The following is a 25,129-nucleotide window of genomic DNA, read 5'->3' as shown; positions in this document are numbered from 1 at the left end:
CTCCGGAGCCGTTCATACTTCGTCAAGCCATCATTTGTTTGTATAGTTTACTGGCTGTGTTAAAAATCCGGGCCATCATTTCACTTTCTTTACTTTTTATTCACACCCAGCGCGAAACTCGCTCGGGCTGGCGCCGGTGCATTTCTTAAACACGCGCGAAAAGTAGAGCTGGTCCTCAAAACCGACGTTACGGCCAACGGTAGCGATCGGCATCCGCGTCGTGCTCAGCAGCAGCTTGGCCTGGCTAATGCGCTGATCCTCCCGCCACCCCAGTACGCTGATCCCTAACTGCTGGCGGAACAGATGCGACAGGCGCGACGGCGACAGGCACACGTGCTGGGCGACGCTGGCAATGTCGAAATGGCTGTCCGCCAGATGATCGCTGATGTACTGGCAGGCATCGCGCACCCGGTTATCCAGCGGCGGATGCAGCGATTCATTGATGGCCTCCATACGGCGCAGCAGCAGTTGCTCCATAAGATTGATCGCCAGCAGCTCGGAATAACGCCCCGCGCCCTGCCCGGCCTCCACAATCTGCCCGAACAGCTCGCCAAAGCGCGCCTGCCACTGCTCATCCGGGCGGAAAAAGCCGGTCTGGGCAAAAATCGTTGGCCAGTTAAGCCATTCATGCCAGTAGGCGCGCGGCCGGAAATAGACCCACTGGTGATACCACTCGCGGGCATCGGGATGGCGGCCGTAGTGGTGTATCTCTCCCGGTGGAAACAGCAGCATATCGCCGGGGCGGCAGATAAACTGCTCCCCGTGGTTATTGATCACCCCTTCGCCGCGGATCGTCAAATTAAGGATATAGCCCTTCATACCCAGCGGACGGTCAATAAAGAAATCCAGATAGCCGTCGGCCTCAATCGGCGTCAGGCCCGTCACCAGATGGGCATTAAAAGAGTAACCCGGCAACAAAGGATCGTTTTGCGTTTCAGCCATAAACTCTGCTCTCCCGGAGACATTAAGGACACCAATTGTCCATACCTTGCATTTTATCCTCAGGCTGAAGACCCGTACTGCGATGCGCGTTAGAAATCGGATTAAAACCCGCCTCATCTCGGCAAAAACTGAGCACGGCGCACAATTCAGGCGCTTTGAGCGCATAACTGAAGTGTCTATAAAGACGGCAGGAAAGTCCACATTGAATATTTGCACGGCGTCACACTTTGCAGCTTCACAGCAATATAGTCCATAAGATTAGCGAATACGGCCTGACGGTTTTCAGCCCAGATATCTACTGTTGCACCATGAATGATTTTTAGCATGGAGTAACAGTATGGCAATTGCGATTGGCCTCGATTTTGGCAGTGATTCAGTACGCGCCCTGGCGGTAGAGTGCGCGACCGGCGAAGAGCTCGCCGCAAGCGTCGAGTGGTATCCGCGCTGGCAGGAGGGGCTATTCTGCGATGGCCCGAACAACCAGTTCCGCCATCATCCACGCGACTATATCGAATCAATGGAAGCCGCGCTGAAAAGCGTCCTCACCGCCCTTAGCGCCGAACAGCGCGCTGCCGTCGTAGGTATCGGCGTTGATAGCACCGGCTCAACGCCCGCGCCCATCGACGCTGACGGCAACGTGCTGGCGCTGCGCGATGAGTTCGCCAACAACCCCAACGCCATGTTCGTGCTGTGGAAAGACCATACCTCGGTGGAGGAGGCGGAGGAAATTACCCGCCTGTGCCACCAGCCCGGCAAAGAAGATTACTCCCGCTATATCGGCGGTATCTACTCCAGCGAATGGTTCTGGGCCAAGATCCTCCACGTGACTCGCCAGGACCGCGCCGTCGCCGAGGCCGCCGCGTCGTGGATTGAGCTGTGCGACTGGGTGCCGGCCCTGCTTTCCGGGACGACGCGCCCGCAGGATATTCGCCGCGGCCGCTGCAGCGCCGGGCATAAATCCCTTTGGCATGAAAGCTGGGGCGGCCTGCCGCCAGCCGGGTTCTTCGATGAACTTGACCCGATAATTAACCGGAACCTGGCCTACCCGATGTTCAGCGAGACCTGGACTGCGGATCTGCCGGTCGGCACGCTGACCGCCGAATGGGCCGCGCGTCTGGGCCTGCCGCAAACCGTCGCCATCTCCGGCGGCGCATTCGACTGCCATATGGGCGCCGTCGGCGCCGGAGCGCAGCCAAATGCGCTGGTTAAAGTTATCGGCACCTCCACCTGCGACATTCTGATCGCCGATAAACAGAGCGTTGGCGAGCGCACGGTAAAGGGCATTTGCGGCCAGGTTGATGGTAGCGTCGTGCCTGACTTTATCGGTATGGAAGCGGGGCAATCCGCCTTTGGCGACATCTACGCCTGGTTTGGCCGTATTCTCGGCTGGCCGCTGGAGCAGCTGGCGCAGGCCCACCCGGAACTTAAAGAACAGATCAAAGCCAGCCAGAAACAGCTGCTGCCCGCGCTGACCGACGCATGGGCGAAAAATCCGTCTCTCGACCACCTGCCGGTAGTGCTGGACTGGTTTAACGGGCGCCGTACGCCGAATGCCAACCAGCGTCTGAAAGGGGTCATTACCGATCTGAACCTCGCCACCGACGCCCCGGCGCTGTTCGGCGGGCTGATTGCCGCCACCGCCTTCGGCGCCCGCGCCATTATGGAGTGCTTCACCGAACAGGGGATCCCGGTCAATAACGTGATGGCGCTCGGCGGCATCGCGCGCAAAAACCCGGTGATCATGCAGGCCTGCTGCGATGTGCTGAATCGCCCGCTGCAAATCGTCGCGTCCGATCAGTGCTGCGCGCTGGGCGCGGCTATCTTCGCCGCCGTTGCTGCCGGCGTCTACCACGATATTCCTGCCGCGCAGGAGCAAATGGCCAGCCGGGTGGAAAGCACCCTGCAGCCTCGCCCGGCGCAGGCGCAACGTTTTGAACAACTCTATCAGCGCTACCAGCAGTGGTCGCTCAGCGCGGAACAACGTTACCTCCCTTCGACTGCAAAAGCGGAATCCGCGCCGCAATCTCAGGCAGCCTTCACCCATTAAGGACATGAAAATGACAATTTTTGATAATTATGAAGTGTGGTTCGTCATCGGTAGCCAGCATCTGTATGGCCCTGAAGCGCTACGCCAGGTGACAAAGCACGCAGAACATGTGGTGAACAGCCTGAATGCGGAAGCCAAACTGCCGTGCAAACTGGTGCTTAAGCCGCTGGGTACCACGCCGGATGAGATCACCCATATCTGTCGCGACGCAAACTACGATGATAAGTGCGCCGGGATGGTGGTGTGGCTGCATACCTTCTCACCGGCGAAAATGTGGATCAACGGCCTCACGATCCTGAATAAACCGCTGATGCAGTTCCATACTCAGTTCAACGCGGCGCTGCCGTGGGACAGTATCGATATGGACTTTATGAACCTGAATCAGACCGCCCACGGCGGCCGCGAGTTCGGCTTTATCGGCGCGCGGATGCGTCAGCAACACAGCGTGGTAACCGGCCACTGGCAGGATAAAGAAGCCCATCAGCGCATCGGCGCATGGATGCGTCAGGCGGTTTCGAAACAGGATACCCGCCACCTGAAAGTGTGCCGTTTCGGCGATAACATGCGTGAAGTGGCGGTCACCGACGGGGATAAAGTCGCCGCGCAGATTAAGTTTGGTTTCTCGGTTAACACCTGGGCGGTGGGCGACCTGGTACAGGTCGTCAATGCGGTCACCGATGGCGAAATCAGCGCCCTGGTCGATGAGTATGAAAGCAGCTATCGCCTGACGCCAGTGGTGCAAATCCACGGTGATAAGCGGCAGAACCTTCTTGATGCCGCGCGCATTGAGCTGGGGATGAAGCGCTTCCTGGAACAGGGCGGCTTCCACGCCTTTACTACCACCTTTGAAGATTTGCACGGCCTGAAACAGCTTCCGGGTCTCGCCGTACAGCGTCTTATGCAGCAGGGCTACGGCTTTGCGGGCGAAGGCGACTGGAAAACCGCCGCCCTGCTTCGCATCATGAAGGTGATGGCAACCGGTCTGCAGGGCGGCACCTCCTTTATGGAGGATTACACCTACCACTTCGAGAAAGGCAACGATCTGGCGCTGGGCTCGCATATGCTGGAAGTCTGCCCGACCATCGCTACCGCGGAGAAACCGATTCTCGACGTGCAGCCGCTGGGCATCGGCGGGAAAGCCGATCCGGCGCGCATCATCTTCAACACCCAGACCGGCCCGGCGATCGTTGCCAGCCTGATCGATCTCGGCGATCGCTATCGTCTGCTGGTGAACACCATTGAGACGGTGAAAACGCCGCACGAGCTGCCGAAGCTACCGGTGGCCAATGCGCTGTGGAAAGCCCATCCGGATCTGCGCACCGCGTCCGAGGCCTGGATCATTGCTGGCGGCGCGCACCATACCGTCTTCAGCCATGCGCTGACCCTTGATGATATGCGCCAGTTCGCAGAGCTACAGGATATCGAACTGACCGTGATTGACAACGAGACCCGCCTGCCCTCCTTCAAGGATGCGCTGCGCTGGAACGAAGTGTATTACGGTTCAAAACGCTAAGAGATCGTCCCCTCACCCTTACCCTCTCCCATAAGGAGAGGGTACCGCTCGGGCGCGGAACTGCTTTTCTCCCCTACCCTTGAACCGGGAAGAAAAGTTCGGGCACGGGACGGCTTCCTCCCTGGCCCTCCGGGAGAGGGCCGGGGTGAGGAGAGGCTGACTCGCCAGCTATTCGGAGCACATTATGTTAGAAGATCTTAAACGCCAGGTTCTCGAAGCCAACCTGGCCCTGCCAAAGCACAATCTGGTCACTCTCACCTGGGGCAACGTCAGCGCCGTCGACCGTGAACGGGACGTGCTGGTGATTAAACCCTCCGGCGTCGACTACAGCGTCATGACCGCCGAGGATATGGTGGTGGTCAGCCTGGAGACCGGCGAAGTGGTTGAAGGCCAGAAAAAACCCTCGTCTGATACCCCGACCCACCGTCTGCTGTATCAGGCATTCCCGACGCTGGGCGGTATTGTCCACACTCATTCGCGTCACGCCACCATCTGGGCGCAGGCCGGTCAGCCCATTCCCGCTACCGGCACGACCCACGCCGACTATTTCTACGGCGCGGTTCCCTGCACCCGGCTGATGACCGACGACGAGATCAACGGCGAGTACGAGTGGCAAACCGGCGAAGTGATCGTCGAAACCTTTCGTGAAAAAGGCATCGATCCGGCGCAAATGCCCGGCGTGCTGGTGCACTCTCACGGGCCGTTTGCCTGGGGTAAAAACGCCGAAGACGCAGTGCATAACGCCATTGTGCTGGAAGAGATCGCCTATATGGGCATCTTCTGCCGCCAGCTGGCGCCGCAGCTGCCGGAGATGCAGCAGACGCTGCTGGATAAACACTATCTGCGCAAGCACGGCGCGAAAGCCTATTACGGGCAATAAACCCGCGATCTCCCTGGCTCGCGCTGCGCTTAGCCGGGCTACAGGTGCGCAGCCGTCTGCAGGACTGGTAGCCCGGACTGGTGCGCAGCGCCGCCTCCGGGAGATAGCCCGCGCCACACCTGTATAAAATCCCAGCATTACTCGGTGAACCAGGCTATAATCAGGCCTGGTTTTTACTGATGAGAGCACGGCGTGACGCAGCCACGAGAAGGTTTTTTACTGACCCGTCACTGGCGGGATACCCCGCAGGGCACCGAACTGACTTTCTGGCTGGCGACCGATGACGGCCCGCTTGAGGTCACGCTGCCGCCCCAGGAGTCAGTGGCGTTTATCCCTGAATCCCAGCGCGCGCAGGTTGAACGCCTGCTGCAGGGGGAAAACGGCCATCGCCTTGCCCCGCTCAGCCTGAAAGATTTTCATCGCCAGCCGGTTTTTGGCCTTTACTGCCGCGCTCACCGCCAGCTGATGCGGCTGGAAAAAAAGCTGCGCGAAAACGGCGTCACGGTTTATGAAGGCGACGTTCGCCCGCCGGAGCGCTATCTGATGGAGCGCTTTATCACCGCCCCAGTGTGGGTTGAAGGCGAGTCGCGCGGCCAGCAGCTGGTCAACGCCCGGATGAAGCCCAATCCCCACTACCGCCCGCCGCTAAAATGGGTTTCGCTGGATATTGAAACCAGCCGCCACGGCGAGCTCTACTGCATCGGTCTTGAAGGCTGCGGCCAGCGGGTTGTCTATATGCTCGGGCCGGAGCCCGCCTCGCCCCCTGCCGTCAACTTCCAGCTAGAGTACGTCGCCAGCCGCCCGCAGCTGCTGGAAAAGCTTAACGCCTGGTTTGCCGCTCACGACCCGGACGTGCTGATCGGCTGGAACGTGGTGCAGTTCGATTTACGCGTCCTGCAAAAGCACGCCGAGCGCTATCGCATCCCGCTACTGCTCGGGCGCGGCAACAGCGAACTGGAGTGGCGCGAACACGGTTTTAAGAATGGCGTCTTCTTTGCTCAGGCCAACGGCCGCCTGATTATCGACGGCATTGAGGCGCTGAAATCCGCGTTCTGGAACTTCTCCTCTTTTGCGCTCGAATCGGTCGCCCGCGAGCTGCTCGGCGAGGGCAAAGCCATTGATAATCCCTGGGATCGGATGGATGAAATCGACCGCCGTTTTCACCAGGATAAACCGGCGCTGGCCACCTACAACCTGCAGGACTGCGAGCTGGTCACCCGCATCTTCCATAAAACCGAGATCATGCCGTTTTTGCTGGAGCGCGCGACGGTCAACGGCCTGCCTGCGGATCGCCACGGTGGTTCGGTCGCCGCCTTCAGCCACCTCTATTTTCCACGCATGCACCGGCTCGGCTACGTCGCGCCGAACTTCGGAGAAGTGCCGCCGCAGGCCAGCCCTGGCGGCTACGTAATGGATTCACGCCCCGGTCTGTACGACTCTGTGCTGGTGCTGGACTACAAAAGCCTGTACCCGTCGATTATCCGCACCTTCCTGATCGACCCGGTGGGGCTGGTTGAAGGTCTGGCGCAGCCCGATGACGCTCACAGCACCGAAGGCTTTCTCGGCGCGCGCTTCTCGCGAGATAAGCACTGCCTGCCGGGGATTGTCGGGCAGATCTGGCACGGGCGCGACGAAGCCAAGCTGCATAAAAACAAACCGCTGTCGCAGGCGCTGAAGATCATTATGAACGCCTTCTACGGCGTGCTCGGCACCAGCGCCTGCCGCTTTTTCGATCCGCGCCTGGCCTCTTCCATTACCATGCGCGGTCACGCGATTATGCGCCAGACCAAAGCGCTGATTGAATCCCAGGGCTATGACGTTATCTACGGCGATACCGACTCCACCTTCGTGTGGCTCAAGCGGGCCCACAGCGAAGAGGAAGCTGGCGCTATCGGTCGGTCGCTGGTGGCCTTCGTCAACGAATGGTGGGCGACGGAGCTGGGCAAAGAGGGGCTCGCCAGCACCCTGGAACTGGAGTTTGAAACCCACTTCTGCCGCTTTCTCATGCCTACCATTCGCGGCGCGGATACCGGCAGTAAAAAGCGCTACGCCGGGATGATTCAGGAAGGCAGCGAGCAGCGCATGGTGTTTAAAGGCCTGGAGACGGTACGCACCGACTGGACGCCGCTGGCCCAGCAGTTTCAGCAGGAGCTTTATCTGCGCATTTTCCGCCATCAGCCCTATCGCGACTATGTGCGCGAAACCATTGATAAGCTGATGAACGGCGAGCTTGACGATCGACTGGTCTATCGCAAACGCCTGCGCCGTCCGCTGGCGGAGTATCAGCGCAACGTGCCGCCGCACGTGCGCGCGGCGCGGCTGGCTGATGAGCACAACGTTCGGCTGGGTAGACCGCAGCAGTATCAGCAGCGCGGCAGCATTAAATACGTCTGGACCACCGGCGGGCCGGAACCAGTGGATTATCAGCAGTCGCCGCTGGATTATGAGCACTATCTCTCTAAGCAATTAGAGCCTGTCGCCGAAGGAATACTTCCCTTTGTCGACGACGATTTTGCTACAATAGTGACGGGGCAACTGGGGCTATTTTGATTTTTTCTCACTCGTTCCGTCAGCACAAAAGCCGCAAAATGAAGGGTGAGGAGGACGTGACGAACATTCCGCCATCCAGTAATATAGCGCCCTTTCCATTCCTGGACCCAATTTTGACGCATCTCCGATTCTCCATGGAGATGATCAACTATTGCCTGCAATTAAAGAACTAAAGAGCCGAACATATATGCCTTTTACACTTGGTCAACGCTGGATTAGCGACACAGAGAGCGAACTGGGATTAGGGACGGTCGTTGCGCTGGACGCGCGCATGGTGACCCTGCTTTTCCCCGCCATCGGCGAAAACCGTCTGTACGCACGCAACGACTCCCCGATCACCCGCGTGATGTTTAACCCGGGCGACACCATCACCAGCCATGAAGGCTGGCAACTCCAGGTTGACGAAGTTAATGAAGAGAACGGCCTGCTGGCCTACACCGGCACCCGACTCGACACCCAGGAAGCCAACGTTACCCTGCGTGAAGTGCTGCTCGACAGCAAGCTGGTTTTCAGCAAACCGCAGGACCGTCTGTTCGCCGGACAGATTGACCGTATGGATCGTTTTGCCCTGCGCTATCGCGCGCGCAAATTCCAGAGCGAACAGTACCGCATGCCGTGGAGCGGCCTGCGCGGTCAGCGCACCAGCCTGATCCCGCATCAGCTGAATATCGCTCATGACGTTGGCCGTCGCCATGCGCCGCGCGTCCTGCTGGCGGACGAAGTGGGTCTGGGTAAAACCATCGAAGCCGGGATGATCCTGCATCAGCAGCTGCTCTCCGGCGCCGCCGAACGCGTACTGATTGTCGTTCCGGAAACCCTGCAGCACCAGTGGCTGGTGGAAATGCTGCGCCGCTTTAACCTGCGCTTCTCGCTGTTTGACGATGAGCGCTATGCCGAAGCGCAGCACGATGCAATTAACCCGTTTGAAACCGAACAGCTGGTGATCTGTTCGCTGGATTTCGTACGCCGCAGCAAGCAGCGTCTGGAACACCTGTGCGAAGCGGAGTGGGATCTGATGGTCGTTGATGAAGCGCACCACCTGGTCTGGAGCGAAGACGCCCCGAGCCGGGAATATCAGGCGATTGAACAGCTGGCCGAATGCGTGCCGGGCATTCTGCTGCTCACCGCGACGCCGGAGCAGCTGGGAATGGAGAGCCATTTCGCCCGTCTGCGCCTGCTCGACCCCAACCGTTTCCACGACTTCGCCCAGTTTGTTGAAGAGCAGCAGAACTACCGTCCGGTTGCCGACGCCGTCGCCCTGCTGCTGGCCGGCAATAAGCTGAACGACGCCGAGCTGAACGCGCTGAGCGATCTGATCGGCGAACAGGATATCGAGCCGTTATTGCAGGCCGCCAACAGCGATCGCGATGATGCCCAGGCCGCTCGTCAGGAGCTGGTGTCAATGCTTATGGACCGCCACGGTACCAGCCGCGTGCTGTTCCGCAATACCCGTAACGGTGTCAAAGGCTTTCCGAAACGCGAGCTGCATACGATTCGTCTGCCGCTGCCGACCCAGTACCAGACGGCCATCAAGGTTTCCGGCATTATGGGTGCCCGCAAAACGGCCGAAGAGCGCGCCCGCGACATGCTCTATCCGGAGCAGATTTATCAGGAATTTGAAGGCGATACCGGTACCTGGTGGAACTTTGACCCGCGCGTTGAATGGCTGATGGGCCATCTCACCAGCCACCGCTCGCAGAAAGTGCTGGTGATCTGCGCTAAAGCGGCCACCGCGCTGCAGCTGGAGCAGGTTCTGCGCGAGCGAGAAGGCATCCGTGCCGCGGTGTTCCACGAAGGGATGTCAATTATCGAACGCGACCGCGCCGCCGCCTGGTTCGCCGAGGAAGATACCGGCGCTCAGGTGCTGCTGTGTTCTGAAATCGGCTCCGAAGGCCGCAACTTCCAGTTCGCCAGCAACCTGGTGATGTTCGACCTGCCGTTCAACCCGGATCTGCTGGAGCAGCGTATCGGTCGTCTTGACCGTATCGGCCAGGCCCACGATATTCAGATCCACGTTCCGTATCTGGAAAGAACCGCCCAGTCGGTGCTGGTGCGCTGGTATCACGAAGGTCTGGACGCGTTCGAGCACACCTGCCCGACCGGCCGTACCGTTTACGACAGCGTGCATAATGAACTGATTAACTATCTCGCCGCGCCGGAAAATACCGACGGCTTCGACGACCTGATCAAAGCCTGCCGCCAGCAGCATGAAGCGCTGAAAGCGCAGCTGGAACAGGGCCGCGATCGTCTGCTGGAGATCCACTCCAACGGCGGAGAAAAAGCCCAGCAGCTTGCGGAAAGCATTGAAGAACAGGATGACGACACCAGCCTGATCGCTTTCTCCATGAACCTGTTCGATATTGTCGGCATCAACCAGGACGACCGTGGTGAAAACCTGATTGTCCTGACCCCCTCCGACCATATGCTGGTACCGGACTTCCCTGGCCTGCCGGAAGATGGCTGCACCATTACCTTTGAGCGTGACGTCGCCCTGTCCCGCGAAGACGCGCAGTTCATCACCTGGGAGCATCCGCTGATTATCAACGGTCTGGATCTGATCCTCTCCGGCGATACCGGCAGCAGCACCATCTCGCTGCTGAAGAACAAAGCGCTGCCGGTAGGTACCCTGCTGCTGGAGCTGATTTACGTCGTTGAGGCCCAGGCGCCGAAGCATCTGCAGCTCAACCGCTTCCTGCCGCCGACGCCAGTGCGCATGCTGCTCGACAAAAACGGCAACAACCTTGCCGGTCAGGTGGAGTTCGAAAGCTTTAACCGTCAGCTGAGCGCGGTAAACCGCCACACCGGCAGCAAGCTGGTCAACGCCGTCCAGCAGGACGTCCACGCCATTTTGCAGCAGGGCGAAGGCCAGGTGGCCAGAGCGGCCCAGGCCCTGATCGACGCCGCGCGTCAAGAAGCCGACGATAAGCTGTCGGCCGAACTGTCGCGCCTTGAAGCGCTGCGCGCCGTTAACCCGAACATCCGCGATGATGAACTGGCGGCTATCGAGAGCAACCGTCAGCAGGTCATGGACGCGCTGGCGCAGGCAGGCTGGCGCCTGGATGCGCTGCGCTTAATCGTGGTCACCCACCAGTAACGGAACGCGAATATGGCGATGGAAAACTACAATCCGCCGCAGGATCCCTGGCTGGTTATCCTCTACCAGGATGAGCACATTATGGTGGTCAACAAGCCAAGCGGCCTGTTGTCCGTACCGGGCCGGCTGGCTGAGCACAAGGACAGCGTGATGACGCGCATTCAGCGCGATTTCCCGCAGGCCGAGTCGGTGCACCGGCTGGATATGGCGACCAGCGGCGTGATTGTGGTAGCCCTGACCAAAGCGGCAGAGCGCGAGCTTAAGCGGCAGTTCCGCGAACGCGAGCCGAAAAAGCAGTACGTCGCCCGCGTCTGGGGGCATCCGGAAAAAGCCGAGGGTCTGGTGGATTTACCGCTGATTTGCGACTGGCCGAACCGGCCAAAGCAGAAGGTGTGTTACGAAACCGGCAAAGCGGCGCAAACCGAGTATGAAGTGCTGGAGTTCGCGACGGACAACACCGCCCGCGTGCGCCTGAAGCCAATTACCGGGCGTTCGCATCAGCTGCGCGTGCATATGCTGGCGCTGGGCCATCCGATTCTTGGCGACCGCTTTTATGCGTCGCCGGAAGCGCTGGCCATGGCGCCGCGTCTGCTGCTGCACGCTGAAACCCTGACCATCACCCATCCGTCATTCGGTAATACGATGACGTTCCGCGCGCCGATCGACTTCTGATCGTTCAAATCTGTCCCGGGTCTTGCCGCCAGCGGCTTACCCGGGCAATTCCTCGCTCATCATCGCAGCGGAACACCGGCGTTAGTCGCGGGCAAACCACGCATCAATCATCTGCTCAACGCGGGCGACAACCTCCCCGGTGTCATGACGGCGGCTGCGCGCGCAAGCGTGCGCAGGTTCATCGCACAGCAGGCAGCGGCGCTGGTTTTCCCCCATTGACTGACGGCCAACCAGGCCATCTTTCGGGCAAATCACGTCGATATCCCACAGGCGGCCCAGCGGATGGGTATGCTCAAGATCGGTACAGAAAGCTTTGATTTCACTGGCGGCGTGATCGACGCACCATAGCGCTTCCGGACCGGTCGGCAGCCACAGCACCTGGCGATCCAGCGTCTGCCAGCGGTGTTTCCACAGCATCTGATCGCAGGCCTGTAGCGCTACGCCCATCATATTACGGTAGCGAATGCTGTCTTTCACCGCGCCCGGGGTCACCAGGGTCAGCGAAATCACCGGCCGCTGATAATGGGCTAACCAGTCGGCCTGGCGCGCGGCGCGCTGCTCTTTCGCCGCCAGCAGCGCTTCCATGCTTACGCCCTCACGGGCGAGAGTATCCACTGACATTTGTTTCTCTCCTCACTCAATTACAGGCAGCGGACAGGCTGCCGTCGCAGTCGCGAATAATGGCGCTGATTGTATCGCTAAACGATCCCTGTTTTGGAGACGGGACGCAGATATTTTCTGCGCCATTTAGCACGAAAAAGCAGGCTTAGCGGTTATAAAAAAGTTAAATCAGGCCAGAAAGTGACTGAGGAACAGCAGACCCAGCGAAACATTAATCGCGCCGCCGATCCTGGTTGCGATCTGCGCGAACGGCATCAGGTTCATGCGGTTGCCGGAGGTCAGTATCGCCACGTCGCCGGTACCGCCCTGACCGCTCTGGCAGCAGGAGACAATCGCCACGTCAATCGGGTACATGCCAATCTTTTTGCCGACCAGGAAACCGGTCGCCACCAGCGCCGTTACGGTGCTGATAATCACCAGCAAATTGGTTACGGTAAACGCGTTGACCAGCTCCTGCCACGGGGTGATCGCCACGCCGACGGCAAACAGAATCGGATAGGTGACCGCCGTGCGGAAGAACTTATACACCATCTGCGATCCCTCCTGCAGGCGCGGAGAGACGCCGTTCACCAGCTTCAGCAGCACCGCGAGGAACAGCATGCCCACCGGCGCGGGCAGGCCGATGGTCTTCTGCCCCAGCATGCCCAGCATATAGAGCAGCACCGCCAGCAGCGCGCCGGAGGCCAGCGTCGTTACGTCCATTTTGCCCTCGACGGGCGTTTCGCGATGCGTCTCGTTGCGGCGGTTCGGCATCAGCTGTCCCTCACCGGTCAAATGCGGAAAACGCTTGCCCAGTTGATTTAAACAGCCGGAGATAACAATCGCCGTCAGGCTGCCCAGCATCACCATCGGCAGCACGCGCCCAAGCGCCACGCCCTGATCCATATGCATCAGCGCGGCGTAGCCAATCGACAGCGGGATCGCTCCCTCGCCGACGCCGCCGGCCATGATCGGCAGGACGATAAAGAAGAATACCTGGAACGGCTCCAGCCCCAGCGCGGTACCGACGCCGACGCCAACGACCATGCCGACGATTTCTCCGCACAGCATCGGGAAGAAAATCCGCAGAAAGCCCTGAATCAGCGTGGTGCGGTTCATGCTCATAATGCTGCCGACGATAATGCAGCAGATATAAAGATAAAGAATGTTGGTCGACTTATAGAATTTGGTGGTCGATTCCACCACCACCTCCGGCAGCAGGCCGTAATGAACCAGCGCAGAAGGAATAAAAGTCGCGCAGATGGCCGCTGCGCCAAGCTTACCCAGAACCGGCAGGCGTTTACCGAATTCACCGCAGGCAAAGCCGAAAAAGGCCAGCGTCGCCACCATCACGACGATATCGCTCGGCAGCTTGCCGCCTAAACAGTCCAGGGCAATCAGGCCGCCGGCCAGCAGAAAGAGCGGCAGCGGGATAATACCGACTTTCCAGTTATCGAGGATATGCCACCAGCGCTGCTTAAGCGGCGCTTTCGGGGTATTGATAGGGTCGATGGTTGCAGAGAATGCATTGTCTGTGGTGCTCATAATTAAGCCCTCTGGTTATTATTATTTTTCAGGTTAGAGGGCCATGCGCAGAGTTAATGTGAGGATCGACAGATTAAAAAAGAAGTTTTAATGGTCACTATGGTTTTTATGGTTTCTATTAATATTGTGAAACCGCTCTGATTTATTGCCGTGGTTTTTAAGGTTTTTAAATCCAGCGCCTGATTAACCTTGATAAATTCCGCGCCAGCAGATAATTGTGGTTTCCGGACGCCTGCGAAGGGGGTCACCGTTTTCCTTCAGCCACGATGTCGGTATGGCCAAAGATGATACAGTGCCGCATCCCTGATACGGTGCAATAGAATTATGAAGGTTTCATTTCAATTTAAGCTGTTCATTTCACTGGTCGCTTTTTTCTCAGTGCTTTTCGCGCTGCTGGGCGTGTATTACTATTTTGACGCCAGCCGTCAGCTTTATCAGGAAATGAGCGCCCGCGCGAAAATACAGGCGCAAGAAATTGCCCTGATGCCGGATTTACGCCAACAGGTCGCGCGTGAAGACGCGCTGGCGATAAAACCTTTTATGCAAAATATCGCCGCCCACAGCGACGCCAGCTTTATTGTCATTGGCGACAGGCGAGGCGTGCATCTGTTTCATTCGGTCCACCCGGAATGGGTCGGCACGCGGCTGGTTGGCGGCGATAACCAGCCGGTGCTGGAGGGGAAAAGCGCCACCACCATCCGCAAAGGGGGACTGGGGATTTCCCTGCGCAGCAAAGCGCCGATTTTCGACGATGCGGGCCGGGTCATCGGTATTGTTTCCGTCGGCTACCTCACCAGCTATCTCGACAGCATCACGCTGGAAAAAGTCATCAATATCTTTGTCGCCGCGGTGCTGCTGTTGATTGCGCTGTTTATCTTCTCCTGGTACTTCACCCGCAGCATTAAGAAGCAAATTTTCTCGCTGGAGCCGCGGGAAATCGGCCTGCTGGTGCGCCAGCAAAAGGCGATGATGGAGTCGATATACGAAGGGGTGATCGTAATTGACCATCACCGGCGTATCGAAGTGATAAATCATGCCGCCCGCAGCCTGCTCGGACTGAGCCAGCCGGCGCATCAGCTGCGCGGTAAGTCTATCGATAGCGTCATTACGCCGCAGCCGTTTTTCGCCAGCGGGGAGATGCTCGAAAACGATACCCACGACGAGCTGTGCCGCTTTAATCAGCTGACCGTTGTCGCCAGCCGGGTGCGTATCCTGCTGGAGAGTGAACTGCAGGGCTGGGTGATCACTTTCCGCGACCGCGACGAAATCAACTCGCTGAGCGCCCAGCTCAGCCAGGTGAAGCGCTACGTTGATAATCTGCGCATCATGCGCCATGAACAGCTGAACCGTATGACCACCCTTTCCGGCCTGCTGCATATGGGTCACTATGATGAGGCGATTCGCTACATTCAGGCGCAGTCGGAGCATGCCCAGGAGCTGCTAGACTTTATCTCATCGCACTTTAATTCGCCGACGCTGTGCGGTCTGCTGCTGGGCAAAGCCGCCCGCGCGCGGGAAAAAGGGGTTGAACTGAGCTTTGACCCGGCCTGCCGCATTGACCGTCCGCTGCCGTCATTGATGGAGTCCGAGCTTATCTCTATCATCGGTAATCTGCTGGATAACGCTATCGAGGCTACCCAGCGCGCCGAACTGCCGCACGAACCGGTCGAGATTCTGATTCAGCTCAACGCCCGGGAATTAATGATTGAAGTCGCCGACCGCGGCGTCGGTATTCGTCCGGAGATCCGCGAGCATATTTTTGAGCGCGGCGTCACCACCAAAACCCGCGGCGATCACGGTATTGGCCTGTATCTTATTGAGCGCTACGTTACCCAGGCCGGCGGCACAATTGAAGTGGCCGACAACGCCCCGCGCGGCGCGATTTTTACGCTGTTTATCCCCGCCAGCGGGCCAGCCCATCCGCAAGAAGAGACGCACTATGCATCATGACCTGGTCGATGTTCTGATCATCGAAGATGAAAGCGAACTGGCGCGGCTGCACGCCGAGCTTATTCAAAAACACCCGCGCATGCGGCTGGCAGGCATGGCGGCCTCCCTCGCCCAGGCGCGGCAGAGACTCAACGCCAGGCCGCCCCAGCTGGTGCTGCTGGATAATTATCTGCCGGACGGCAAAGGGGTCACGCTGATGAACGACCCGATCATGGCCCAGGCTAACTGTTCGGTGATCTTTATCACCGCCGCCAGCGATATGGAAACCTGTAGTCTGGCAATCCGCAACGGCGCCTTCGACTACATTCTTAAGCCGGTGTCATGGAAGCGCCTGAGCCAGTCCCTTGAACGGTTTGTGCAGTTTTACGATCAGCAGCGCGAGTGGAAGATTGTCGACCAGCAGAACGTGGATTCGCTGTATCAGCTACAGGCCAAAAACTATCGTGCCGATAGCGGTAGTAAAGGGATTGAAGAAAAAACGCTGGCGCTGGTGCAAAATCTGTTTACCGGCGATGAAGAACGCTGCTTTTCGGTTGATGACGTGGTGAGCGAAGCAGGATTGAGCAAAACCACGGCTCGTCGCTATCTGGAGCACTGCGTGGAAATCGGCTTTCTGGAGGTGGAAATGCTGTACGGCAAGATTGGCCATCCGCGGCGTATGTACCGCCGCGCCGCCAGCCCATCGTGACGCCTCCCCCGCCCGGGAGAGGCCGGTCGTTCAGAAGCCGCGCTGTTCTTTGATCAGCTCCCAGGCTTTCTGGATCTCCTGCGCTTTCTGCTTAGCCATCTCCATCATTTCCGGCGGTAGCCCTTTCGCCACCAGCTTATCCGGATGGTGCTCGCTCATCAGCTTACGATAGGCGCGCTTGACGGTGGCGGCATCATCAGTCGGTTTTACCCCCAGCACATTGCAGGCATCTTCCAGAGTGGGCCCGCGCTGCGCCTGCTGCCAGCCGGCGTTGCCGCCGCGCTGGCCGTAAGATTGCTGCTGCGACCCGCCGCCGAACTGCGCCCCGCCCTGCATCATGCGCAGGAACTGCTCAAACTGAGCGCGGGAGATGCCCAGCTCATCGGCAATCACAAACAGCACTTCACGCTCGTTGGGATGCAGATCGCCATCGGCAAAAGCCGCCTGCAGCTGAATTTCCAGAAACATCCGAATTAAATCAAAGCGGCCAAAACAGACGCTGCGCAGCTGGCGCATTTTCTCACGCAGCGGATAATCATCTGATTTCCCTACCCGAAACGCGTGCTGTGCCGCCGTCCGCGCTTCGCCATGAAGATTCATGCGATCCATCAGCAAATTGGCGACGTGGATATCGGCTTCGGTGACGCGCCCTTTAGATTTAGTCAGGTGCCCCATCACTTCAAACGTCGTCGAGAAGAACAGCGACTGGCGCTCCTGCTGGTTGGCAAAGACGTTCAGCCGGCGGCTGCGCGCGCGGTCAAACATATGCCCGATTAAAAAGCCCAGTACCACGCCCCAAAAGCCGCCGCCCATCATCAACGCAACCGCAACGCCAATTATTTTACCCAAATACTGCATAGACTCCCCAATCTCTCTGCCGCCAGTTAAGCTATATCTGACCGCACGTTACAAAGCGTTTACGCCTCGGTCAATTGTGGGACATAGCCTATAATTTGCTTTATCATACTCGTCATTCTACACGGTGCCTAACGCTCGGGCTCGAAACGGGCAGGATTAACACTAGCGCGATTTAGACGAGTAAGTTAGGCTCTGACCGTTTGCAAGCCGCTGCCACACGATGACGGAACAACAAATACAACGTATGAAAAAACGTATTCCCAGCCTCCTGGCCACCATGATCGCCAGCGCCTTGTATAGCCAACAGGGCCTCGCTGCCGATCTCGCCACGCAGTGTATGCTTGGCGTCCCAAGCTACAATCGTCCTTTGGTCGAAGGGAAACCCAACGACCTGCCGGTGACGATCGATGCCGATCATGCGAAAGGCAACTACCCTGATAACGCCGTATTTACCGGCAACGTCGATATTAATCAGGGAAACAGCCGGCTGCAGGCCGATGAGGTCCAGCTCCACCAGCAGCAGGCGGAAGGCCAGCCGCAGCCGGTGCGGACGGTTGATGCCCTCGGCAACGTGCACTATGACGATAATCAGGTGATCCTCAAAGGGCCGAAGGCCTGGTCGAATCTCAACACCAAAGATACCAACGTCTGGCAGGGCGATTACCAAATGGTAGGCCGTCAGGGGCGCGGTACCGCTGACCTGATGAAGCAGCGCGGCGAAAACCGCTACACCATTCTGGAAAACGGCAGCTTTACCTCCTGTCTGCCGGGCTCTGACACCTGGAGCGTGGTCGGCAGCGAAGTTATCCACGACCGCGAAGAGCAGGTGGCTGAGATCTGGAACGCGCGCTTTAAGCTCGGTTCGGTGCCGATTTTTTATAGTCCCTACCTGCAGCTGCCGGTGGGCGATAAGCGCCGTTCAGGTTTTCTGATCCCCAACGCTAAATACAGCACCAAAAACGGCGCGGAGTTCTATCTCCCTTACTACTGGAATATCGCGCCTAACTTTGACGCCACCCTGACCCCGCACTATATGAGCAAGCGCGGCGGCGTGATGTGGGAAAACGAATTCCGCTATCTGACCAAAGCAGGGACCGGTTTATTTGAGTTCGACTACCTGCCGTCGGATAAAATTTATCATGACGATCATTCGAACGACAGCAACAGCCGCCGCTGGCTGTTCTACTGGAACCATTCAGGCGTCGTAGACCAGGTGTGGCGTTTCAACGCCGACTACACCAAAGTCAGCGACCCGGACTACTTTAACGATTTCAGCTCCAAATACGGTTCCAGTACCGATGGCTATGCCACGCAGAAACTCAGCGCCGGCTACGCGAATCAGAACTTCGACGCCACCGTATCGACCAAGCAGTTCCAGGTCTTTGACCGCGACTCAAGCAATGCCTATTCCGCCGAGCCGCAGCTGGACGTGAACTACTACCAGAACGACGTCGGCCCGTTTGATACGCATCTTTATGGCCAGGCGGTGCATTTTGTTAACTCGAACAGCAAAATGCCGGAAGCAACGCGTCTTCACCTTGAGCCAACCATCAACCTGCCGCTGTCTAACGGCTGGGGAAGCATCAATACTGAGGCAAAACTGCTGGCCACCCATTACCAGCAAAGCAACCTTGATAGCTACAACGCGACCAACGGCACTGACTATAAAGACTCCGTTAACCGCGTCATGCCGCAGTTTAAAGTCGACGGCAAAATGGTTTTCGAGCGCGATATGCAAGAGAACTATACCCAGACGCTTGAACCGCGCATGCAGTATCTGTATATCCCGTATCGTGACCAGAGTAAGATCGGCAGCTACGACTCAACGCTGTTGCAATCAGACTACAGCGGCCTGTTCCGCGACCGCACCTACAGCGGTCTGGACCGTATTGCGTCCGCCAACCAGGTCTCCACCGGCATCACATCTCGCGTTTATGATGCCGCCGCAGTTGAACGTTTTAATATTTCCGTTGGTCAAATCTACTATTTCACCGAAGCACGTACCGGTGACGACAACATCAACTGGGAGAACAACGACACGCGAGGTTCACTGGTATGGGCCGGGGATACCTACTGGCGCATTACCGACGACTGGGGTTTACGCGGGGGAATTCAGTACGATACGCGTCTGGATAACGTCGCGACCAGCAGCGGAACCGTGGAATACCGTCGCGACGAAAACCGTTTAGTACAACTTAACTATCGTTATGCAAGTCCGGAATACATTCAGGCGACTCTGCCTTCGTATTCCACCGCTAAGCAGTATAAAGATGGTATTTCGCAGGTGGGAATGACCGCCAGCTGGCCAATCGTCGATCGTTGGGCAGTCGTCGGCGCGTATTACTACGATACGAATACCAGAAAGTCAGCGAACCAGATGTTAGGGGTGCAGTATAGCTCCTGCTGCTACGCTATCCGCGTTGGCTATGAACGTAAGATCAACGGCTGGGATAACAGCAGCAGCGAAAGCAAATACGACAATACCTTCGGCTTTAACATTGAGCTGCGCGGCCTGAGCTCCAATTACGGTCTCGGCACCCAGCAGATGCTGCGTTCGAACATTTTACCGTACCAGAGCTCCCTGTGATGTGGCTGGTTTAAACGTAATCCGCAATTGCGGTTAATTGAAATGGAAAAAGTATGAAGAACTGGAAAACGCTGCTTCTCGGTATCGCCATGATCGCGAATACCAGTTTCGCTGCCCCACAGGTTGTCGATAAAGTAGCGGCTGTCGTCAATAATGGCGTTGTTCTGGAAAGCGACGTCGATGGCTTGATGCAATCGGTAAAACTTAACGCCGGCCAGGCCGGGCAGCAGCTGCCGGATGACGCCACCCTGCGTCATCAGATCCTTGAGCGTCTGATCATGGACCAGATTGTCCTGCAGATGGGTCAGAAAATGGGCGTGAAGATCACTGACGATCAGCTGGACCAGGCTATCGCCAACATCGCCAAACAGAACAACATGACCATGGATCAGATGCGCAGCCGTCTGGCCTATGACGGTATTAACTACAACACCTATCGTAATCAGATCCGCAAAGAGATGCTGATTTCGGAAGTGCGTAACAACGAAGTACGTCGCCGTATTACCGTTCTGCCGCAGGAAGTTGAAACCCTGGCCAAGCAGATTGGCGATCAGAACGACGCCAGCACCGAACTCAACCTCAGCCACATTCTGATCCCGCTGCCGGAAAACCCCACTTCCGAGCAGGTGGCAGAAGCTCAGGACCAGGCCAACTCGGTGGTTCAGCAGGCGCGCAGCGGCGCGGATTTCGGCAAACTGGCGATCACCTACTCAGCCGACCAGCAGGCGCTGAAAGGCGGCCAGATGGGCTGGGGTCGTATTCAGGAACTGCCGGGCATCTTCGCCCAGGCGCTGAGCACGGCTAAGAAAGGCGATATCGTTGGTCCGGTACGTTCCGGCGTTGGCTTCCATATTTTGAAAATCAACGATATGCGCGGCGGCAGCCAGAATATCTCCGTGACTGAAGTTCACGCCCGCCACATCCTGCTGAAACCGTCGCCGATCATGAATGACAATCAGGCCCGGGCAAAGCTGGAGCAAATTGCGGCTGACATTAAGAGCGGCAAAACCACATTTGCTAAAGCGGCAAAAGAGTTCTCTGAAGATCCGGGTTCGGCAAACCAGGGCGGTGATTTAGGCTGGGCAACGCCGGATATCTTCGATCCGGCCTTCCGCGACGCTATTCTGCGCCTCAATAAAGGCCAGACCAGCGCACCGGTTCACTCATCCTTCGGCTGGCACCTGATTGAGCTGCTGGATACCCGCAACGTCGACAGAACCGACGCCGCGCAGAAAGATCGCGCTTACCGCATGCTGATGAACCGTAAATTCTCTGAAGAAGCGGCTACCTGGATGCAGGAACAGCGCGCCAGCGCCTACGTTAAGGTACTGAGCAACTAATCGCATTAGCCTCATACACAACATCACTCAGGGTGTATCGAGGCGGCTCGGCGAATCGCCCTGGTCTCTGACTGGGGCGACGAAACGCAGCCAGTAAGAGAACGCCTGAAGGATGAAGTGTATGAATCGAGTTGTTATCACTCCCGGCGAACCTGCCGGGATTGGCCCCGATCTCGTTGTGCAGCTTGCGCAGCGCGACTGGCCGGTCGAGCTGGTGATTTGCGCCGATGGCGCTCTGTTATCCGACCGGGCAAGCCTGCTCGGTCTTCCTTTATCGCTTCTGCCTTATGACCCTACCGTTCCCGCTACGCCACAGCGCGCAGGCACCCTGACGCTTCTTCCCGTCGCTCTCAATGCGCCGGTTGAGCCAGGCGTGCTCAACGTCAGCAACGGCAGCTATGTGGTGGAAACGCTGGCCCGCGCCTGTGATGGCTGTCTGAACGGCGAATTCGCCGCGCTGATTACCGGGCCGGTGCACAAGGGCATTATCAACGATGCGGGAATCGCCTTCACCGGTCATACCGAGTTCTTTGAAGAGCGCTCGCAGGCCAGTAAAGTGGTGATGATGCTGGCGACCGAAGCGCTGCGCGTGGCGCTGGTGACCACTCACCTGCCGCTTAAAGCAATAAGCGATGCGATTACCCCCGAGCTGCTGCGGGAAATCATCACCATTCTGCATCACGATCTGCGCACCAAATTTGGCATCAATAACCCGCACGTGCTGGTTTGCGGCCTGAACCCGCACGCGGGCGAAGGCGGCCATATGGGTACGGAAGAGATTGATACCATTATTCCGGTGCTGGAAGAGATGCGCGCGAAGGGGATGAATCTCAGCGGCCCGCTGCCGGCGGATACCCTGTTTCAGCCGAAATATCTCGACCATGCCGATGCGGTACTCGCGATGTATCACGATCAGGGCCTGCCCGTGCTAAAATACCAGGGCTTTGGCCGCGGCGTGAATATTACGCTCGGTTTACCATTTATTCGCACTTCCGTTGACCACGGCACCGCGCTTGAACTTGCGGGCCAGGGGAAAGCGGAAGTCGGCAGTTTTATCACGGCGCTTAATCTCGCCATTAAAATGATTGTTAATACTCAATGAATAATCGAGTCCATCAGGGCCACTTAGCCCGTAAACGCTTCGGGCAAAACTTTCTCAACGATCGGTTTGTGATCGACAGCATTGTCTCGGCCATCAATCCACAGAAAGGCCAGGCGATTGTTGAAATCGGCCCCGGCCTCGCCGCGCTGACCGAACCGGTCGGTGAACGCCTCGACCAGCTCACCGTTATCGAGCTGGACCGCGACCTGGCCGCTCGTCTGCAAACGCATCCGTTCCTCGGACCAAAGCTGACGATTTATCAGCAGGATGCGATGACCATGAACTTCGGCGAGCTGTCGCAGAACATGGGCCAACCGCTGCGCGTATTCGGCAACCTGCCGTACAACATCTCGACCCCGCTGATGTTCCATCTGTTCAGCTATACTGATGCCATTGCCGATATGCACTTTATGCTGCAAAAAGAGGTGGTCAATCGTCTGGTTGCCGGGCCGAACAGTAAGGCGTATGGTCGACTAAGCGTCATGGCGCAGTACTACTGCCAGATTATCCCGGTGCTTGAAGTTCCGCCGAGCGCCTTTACGCCGCCGCCTAAAGTTGATTCCGCCGTGGTGCGCCTGGTGCCTTACCGCACGCTGCCGCATCCCGTTAAAGATGTACGCGTGCTGAGCCGCATCACGACAGAAGCATTTAACCAGCGTCGGAAAACGATCCGCAACAGTCTGGGCAATCTGTTCAGCGTTGAAGTTCTGACCGAGCTGGGCATCGACCCGGCGAAGCGCGCAGAGAATATTTCCGTGGCGCAGTACTGTCAGCTAGCTAACTGGTTATCTGAGAACGCGCCCACCAAGGAGAGCTAACCATGATTAATTCGCCCCGAGTTTGTGTACAGGTGCAAAGCGTCTATATCGAATCGCAATCTTCTCCGCAAGAAGAGCGCTACGTCTTCGCTTATACCGTCACCATTCGCAATCTGGGGCGGACTCAGGTTCAGCTTCTTGGCCGCTACTGGCTTATCACCAATGGGCACGGTCGTGAGACCGAAGTCCAGGGGGAAGGCGTTGTCGGCGAGCAGCCGCATATTCCGGCCGGCGGTGAATACCAATATACCAGCGGCGCGGTCATTGAAACGCCGCTGGGCACCATGCAGGGACATTATGAGATGATCGATGTGAACGGCGCGCCGTTCACCATTGAAATCCCTGTTTTCCGTCTCGCAGTACCCACTCTCATCCATTAAAACAATGTCTACATACCTTATTGGCGACGTTCACGGTTGCTACGATGAACTGATCGCACTATTAGAGCAGGTGGAGTTTAACCCTGAGACTGATACGCTGTGGCTGACGGGCGACCTGGTCGCGCGCGGCCCCGGTTCGCTCGAAGTACTGCGTTTCGTGAAACAGCTTGGCGACAGCGTACGCATCGTGCTGGGCAATCATGACCTGCACCTGCTGGCGGTCTTTGCGGGCATTAGCCGCAATAAACCCAAAGATCGGCTGAAATCGCTGCTTGAGGCGCCGGACGCCGACGATCTGCTCAACTGGCTGCGTCGTCAGCCGATGATGCAAATCGATGAAGAGAAAAAGCTGGTTATGGCCCACGCCGGGATCACGCCGCAGTGGGATCTGGAAACCGCTAAACAGTGCGCACGCGACGTGGAAGCCGTGCTTGCCAGCGACTCCTATCCGTTCTTCCTCGATGCGATGTACGGCGACATGCCGAACAACTGGAGCAACGAACTGAGCGGACTGGCGCGCCTGCGCTTTATCTCTAACGCTTTTACCCGCATGCGCTACTGCTTCCCGAACGGCCAGCTGGATATGTATGCCAAAGAGGCGCCGGAAAACGCGCCCGCGCCGCTCAAGCCGTGGTTTGCGATTCCCGGCCCGGTGGCCAGCGAATACAGCATCGCCTTCGGTCACTGGGCTTCGCTGGAAGGAAAAGGCACGCCGGAAGGTATTTACGCGCTGGATACCGGCTGCTGCTGGGGCGGCGATCTGACCTGCCTGCGCTGGGAAGATAAGACGTACTTCACGCAGCCGTCAAACCGGCAGCCAAATCTTGATGAAGGCGAGGCGATCGCCTCCTGAAGAGAGTCACCCCGGTGAGCGAACGCCACCGGGGAAAACCTTAGCGACGCTCCAGAATCTCGAAGCAGTAACTATGGGAATTCTGCGCATCAGCATCGTGGAACTCGCTGAATACCGACTCCCACTCGTCCGGATCGTAATCCGGGAAATGAGTATCGCCTTCCACTTCCGCATCAATATGGGTCAGATAAAGCTTTTGCGCTTTTGGCAGGAACTGCTCATAAACGCGTCCGCCGCCGATCACCATCATCTCTTCGACGTCGCCGCAGGCGGCGATGGCTTCATCGACCGACTTCACCCACTGCACGCGATCGTCGGTGCCGGGCTGGCTGCTAATAACGATATTTTTACGCCCCGGTAACGGGCGACCGATAGATTCCCAGGTGAGACGCCCCATCACTACCGGTTTGTTTAAGGTATTGCGCTTAAACCAGGCGAGATCGGCAGGCAGATTCCACGGCATGGCATTTTCCATACCAATGACGCGATCTACCGCTAACGCCGCAATCAGACTGATCATTGAATAATTCCCGAATGCAAAAAATTGCCGCCACTATACGGAAAGCGTAATACTTCGTCGACTGGGCGGAGAGTAAAGAATCAGAAAATTTTAAGATTTGCTGGCGAGCCCACGTAAGCCCCGCGAGCCGCCAGACAGGATTTAAATTGAAAACAAAATGTTACTTGTAAAGCTAACGTAACACCCTGAA

At 57.7% G+C, this 25,129-nt stretch carries 19 protein-coding genes; 14 read left to right on the top strand and 5 right to left on the bottom strand.

Annotation, left to right across the window (positions count from 1 at the left end; all coding sequences use genetic code 11):
- Positions 1-96: 96 nt before the first annotated feature.
- A complete protein-coding gene (gene araC / locus ABLV12_RS05230; protein ID WP_004098545.1) occupies positions 97-942 on the bottom strand; it encodes an arabinose operon transcriptional regulator AraC in 846 nt (281 codons plus the stop codon).
- A gap of 337 nt (positions 943-1,279) precedes the next feature.
- Here araC and araB point away from each other — a divergent pair, with 337 nt between their 5' ends.
- The 6 genes from araB (at position 1,280) to rluA (ending at position 11,698) form a co-directional block, all read left to right on the top strand.
- The gene (gene araB, locus ABLV12_RS05225) at positions 1,280-2,989 is read left to right on the top strand and encodes a ribulokinase (protein WP_135800298.1); all 1,710 of its coding nucleotides are present in this window, start codon (positions 1,280-1,282) and stop codon (positions 2,987-2,989) included.
- Positions 2,990-2,999: 10 nt separating this feature from the next.
- Positions 3,000-4,502 (top strand): L-arabinose isomerase, encoded by a 1,503-nt coding sequence (araA, locus tag ABLV12_RS05220; protein WP_070555819.1) that lies wholly within the window; start codon positions 3,000-3,002, stop codon positions 4,500-4,502.
- A 184-nt stretch (positions 4,503-4,686) separates the two neighbouring features.
- Entirely contained in the window at positions 4,687-5,382 is a 696-nt protein-coding gene (gene araD, locus ABLV12_RS05215) for an L-ribulose-5-phosphate 4-epimerase (RefSeq protein WP_348866877.1), read from the top strand.
- A gap of 192 nt (positions 5,383-5,574) precedes the next feature.
- Positions 5,575-7,932 (top strand): DNA polymerase II, encoded by a 2,358-nt coding sequence (gene polB, locus ABLV12_RS05210; RefSeq protein WP_049127669.1) that lies wholly within the window; start codon positions 5,575-5,577, stop codon positions 7,930-7,932.
- Between the two features lie 187 nt (positions 7,933-8,119).
- Positions 8,120-11,026: an RNA polymerase-associated protein RapA gene (gene rapA / locus ABLV12_RS05205; protein ID WP_004110527.1), complete on the top strand. Its 2,907-nt coding sequence runs from the start codon at positions 8,120-8,122 to the stop codon at positions 11,024-11,026.
- A gap of 12 nt (positions 11,027-11,038) precedes the next feature.
- Positions 11,039-11,698 carry a bifunctional tRNA pseudouridine(32) synthase/23S rRNA pseudouridine(746) synthase RluA gene (gene rluA / locus ABLV12_RS05200; protein WP_004108199.1) on the top strand — a complete coding sequence of 220 codons (660 nt, stop codon included), beginning with the start codon at positions 11,039-11,041 and terminating at the stop codon, positions 11,696-11,698.
- An 81-nt stretch (positions 11,699-11,779) separates the two neighbouring features.
- Here the strand turns inward: rluA and citX are convergent, their stop codons facing one another.
- Together citX and ABLV12_RS05190 are read right to left on the bottom strand one after the other, a co-directional pair.
- Positions 11,780-12,319, bottom strand: a complete 540-nt coding sequence (citX, locus tag ABLV12_RS05195) for a citrate lyase holo-[acyl-carrier protein] synthase (protein WP_017145010.1) — start codon at positions 12,317-12,319, stop codon at positions 11,780-11,782.
- A gap of 168 nt (positions 12,320-12,487) precedes the next feature.
- The gene (locus ABLV12_RS05190; protein WP_004108203.1) at positions 12,488-13,843 is read right to left on the bottom strand and encodes a 2-hydroxycarboxylate transporter family protein; all 1,356 of its coding nucleotides are present in this window, start codon (positions 13,841-13,843) and stop codon (positions 12,488-12,490) included.
- Between the two features lie 324 nt (positions 13,844-14,167).
- Here ABLV12_RS05190 and ABLV12_RS05185 point away from each other — a divergent pair, with 324 nt between their 5' ends.
- The gene (locus tag ABLV12_RS05185; protein ID WP_160886637.1) at positions 14,168-15,793 is read left to right on the top strand and encodes a sensor histidine kinase; all 1,626 of its coding nucleotides are present in this window, start codon (positions 14,168-14,170) and stop codon (positions 15,791-15,793) included.
- The gene (locus ABLV12_RS05180) at positions 15,783-16,481 is read left to right on the top strand and encodes a response regulator (protein WP_195606110.1); all 699 of its coding nucleotides are present in this window, start codon (positions 15,783-15,785) and stop codon (positions 16,479-16,481) included. The genes ABLV12_RS05185 and ABLV12_RS05180 overlap by 11 nt, the downstream gene beginning before the upstream one ends.
- Before the next feature lie 30 nt (positions 16,482-16,511).
- Here ABLV12_RS05180 and djlA read toward each other — a convergent pair whose 3' ends face one another.
- On the bottom strand, positions 16,512-17,339 hold the full coding sequence (gene djlA, locus ABLV12_RS05175; protein ID WP_004108210.1) for a co-chaperone DjlA: 828 nt from the start codon (positions 17,337-17,339) through the stop codon (positions 16,512-16,514).
- Positions 17,340-17,583: 244 nt separating this feature from the next.
- Between djlA and lptD the strand changes: the two genes are divergently transcribed.
- The 6 genes from lptD (at position 17,584) to apaH (ending at position 24,419) form a co-directional block, all read left to right on the top strand.
- Positions 17,584-19,926: an LPS assembly protein LptD gene (lptD, locus tag ABLV12_RS05170; RefSeq protein WP_016807502.1), complete on the top strand. Its 2,343-nt coding sequence runs from the start codon at positions 17,584-17,586 to the stop codon at positions 19,924-19,926.
- Between the two features lie 53 nt (positions 19,927-19,979).
- Complete coding sequence (gene surA / locus ABLV12_RS05165) at positions 19,980-21,266, top strand: peptidylprolyl isomerase SurA (protein ID WP_016807501.1); 1,287 nt, start codon at positions 19,980-19,982, stop codon at positions 21,264-21,266.
- Between the two features lie 112 nt (positions 21,267-21,378).
- The gene (gene pdxA / locus ABLV12_RS05160; protein WP_024273721.1) at positions 21,379-22,368 is read left to right on the top strand and encodes a 4-hydroxythreonine-4-phosphate dehydrogenase PdxA; all 990 of its coding nucleotides are present in this window, start codon (positions 21,379-21,381) and stop codon (positions 22,366-22,368) included.
- Positions 22,365-23,186, top strand: coding sequence for a 16S rRNA (adenine(1518)-N(6)/adenine(1519)-N(6))-dimethyltransferase RsmA (gene rsmA, locus ABLV12_RS05155; RefSeq protein WP_004108225.1), 822 nt, complete (start codon positions 22,365-22,367; stop codon positions 23,184-23,186). Before pdxA ends, rsmA begins: the two co-directional genes overlap by 4 nt.
- 2 nt (positions 23,187-23,188) lie before the next feature.
- Complete coding sequence (gene apaG, locus ABLV12_RS05150; protein ID WP_004108227.1) at positions 23,189-23,566, top strand: Co2+/Mg2+ efflux protein ApaG; 378 nt, start codon at positions 23,189-23,191, stop codon at positions 23,564-23,566.
- Between the two features lie 4 nt (positions 23,567-23,570).
- A complete protein-coding gene (gene apaH / locus ABLV12_RS05145; RefSeq protein ID WP_004108229.1) occupies positions 23,571-24,419 on the top strand; it encodes a bis(5'-nucleosyl)-tetraphosphatase (symmetrical) ApaH in 849 nt (282 codons plus the stop codon).
- Positions 24,420-24,459: 40 nt separating this feature from the next.
- Here the strand turns inward: apaH and folA are convergent, their stop codons facing one another.
- Positions 24,460-24,939 carry a type 3 dihydrofolate reductase gene (gene folA / locus ABLV12_RS05140; protein WP_004108231.1) on the bottom strand — a complete coding sequence of 160 codons (480 nt, stop codon included), beginning with the start codon at positions 24,937-24,939 and terminating at the stop codon, positions 24,460-24,462.
- Positions 24,940-25,129 lie beyond the last annotated feature (190 nt).

The sequence above is a fragment of the Klebsiella sp. CN_Kp100 genome, assembly GCF_040065315.1.
In the GTDB taxonomy this organism is placed as follows: Bacteria; Pseudomonadota; Gammaproteobacteria; order Enterobacterales; family Enterobacteriaceae; genus Klebsiella; species Klebsiella oxytoca.
The sequence above is the reverse complement of the archived record's forward strand: the minus strand, read 5'-3'. Positions and strand labels throughout refer to the sequence as shown.

Excerpts from the sequence above, each read along its gene's own strand:
- araC (WP_004098545.1), bottom strand. The coding sequence starts at position 942 with ATGGCTGAAACGCAAAACGATCCTTTGTTGCCGGGTTACTCTTTTAAT.
- araB (WP_135800298.1), top strand. The coding sequence starts at position 1,280 with ATGGCAATTGCGATTGGCCTCGATTTTGGCAGTGATTCAGTACGCGCC.
- araA (WP_070555819.1), top strand. The coding sequence starts at position 3,000 with ATGACAATTTTTGATAATTATGAAGTGTGGTTCGTCATCGGTAGCCAG.
- araD (WP_348866877.1), top strand. The coding sequence starts at position 4,687 with ATGTTAGAAGATCTTAAACGCCAGGTTCTCGAAGCCAACCTGGCCCTG.
- rapA (WP_004110527.1), top strand. The coding sequence starts at position 8,120 with ATGCCTTTTACACTTGGTCAACGCTGGATTAGCGACACAGAGAGCGAA.
- rluA (WP_004108199.1), top strand. The coding sequence starts at position 11,039 with ATGGCGATGGAAAACTACAATCCGCCGCAGGATCCCTGGCTGGTTATC.
- citX (WP_017145010.1), bottom strand. The coding sequence starts at position 12,319 with ATGTCAGTGGATACTCTCGCCCGTGAGGGCGTAAGCATGGAAGCGCTG.
- ABLV12_RS05190 (WP_004108203.1), bottom strand. The coding sequence starts at position 13,843 with ATGAGCACCACAGACAATGCATTCTCTGCAACCATCGACCCTATCAAT.
- ABLV12_RS05185 (WP_160886637.1), top strand. The coding sequence starts at position 14,168 with ATGAAGGTTTCATTTCAATTTAAGCTGTTCATTTCACTGGTCGCTTTT.
- ABLV12_RS05180 (WP_195606110.1), top strand. The coding sequence starts at position 15,783 with ATGCATCATGACCTGGTCGATGTTCTGATCATCGAAGATGAAAGCGAA.
- djlA (WP_004108210.1), bottom strand. The coding sequence starts at position 17,339 with ATGCAGTATTTGGGTAAAATAATTGGCGTTGCGGTTGCGTTGATGATG.
- lptD (WP_016807502.1), top strand. The coding sequence starts at position 17,584 with ATGAAAAAACGTATTCCCAGCCTCCTGGCCACCATGATCGCCAGCGCC.
- surA (WP_016807501.1), top strand. The coding sequence starts at position 19,980 with ATGAAGAACTGGAAAACGCTGCTTCTCGGTATCGCCATGATCGCGAAT.
- pdxA (WP_024273721.1), top strand. The coding sequence starts at position 21,379 with ATGAAGTGTATGAATCGAGTTGTTATCACTCCCGGCGAACCTGCCGGG.
- rsmA (WP_004108225.1), top strand. The coding sequence starts at position 22,365 with ATGAATAATCGAGTCCATCAGGGCCACTTAGCCCGTAAACGCTTCGGG.
- apaG (WP_004108227.1), top strand. The coding sequence starts at position 23,189 with ATGATTAATTCGCCCCGAGTTTGTGTACAGGTGCAAAGCGTCTATATC.
- apaH (WP_004108229.1), top strand. The coding sequence starts at position 23,571 with ATGTCTACATACCTTATTGGCGACGTTCACGGTTGCTACGATGAACTG.
- folA (WP_004108231.1), bottom strand. The coding sequence starts at position 24,939 with ATGATCAGTCTGATTGCGGCGTTAGCGGTAGATCGCGTCATTGGTATG.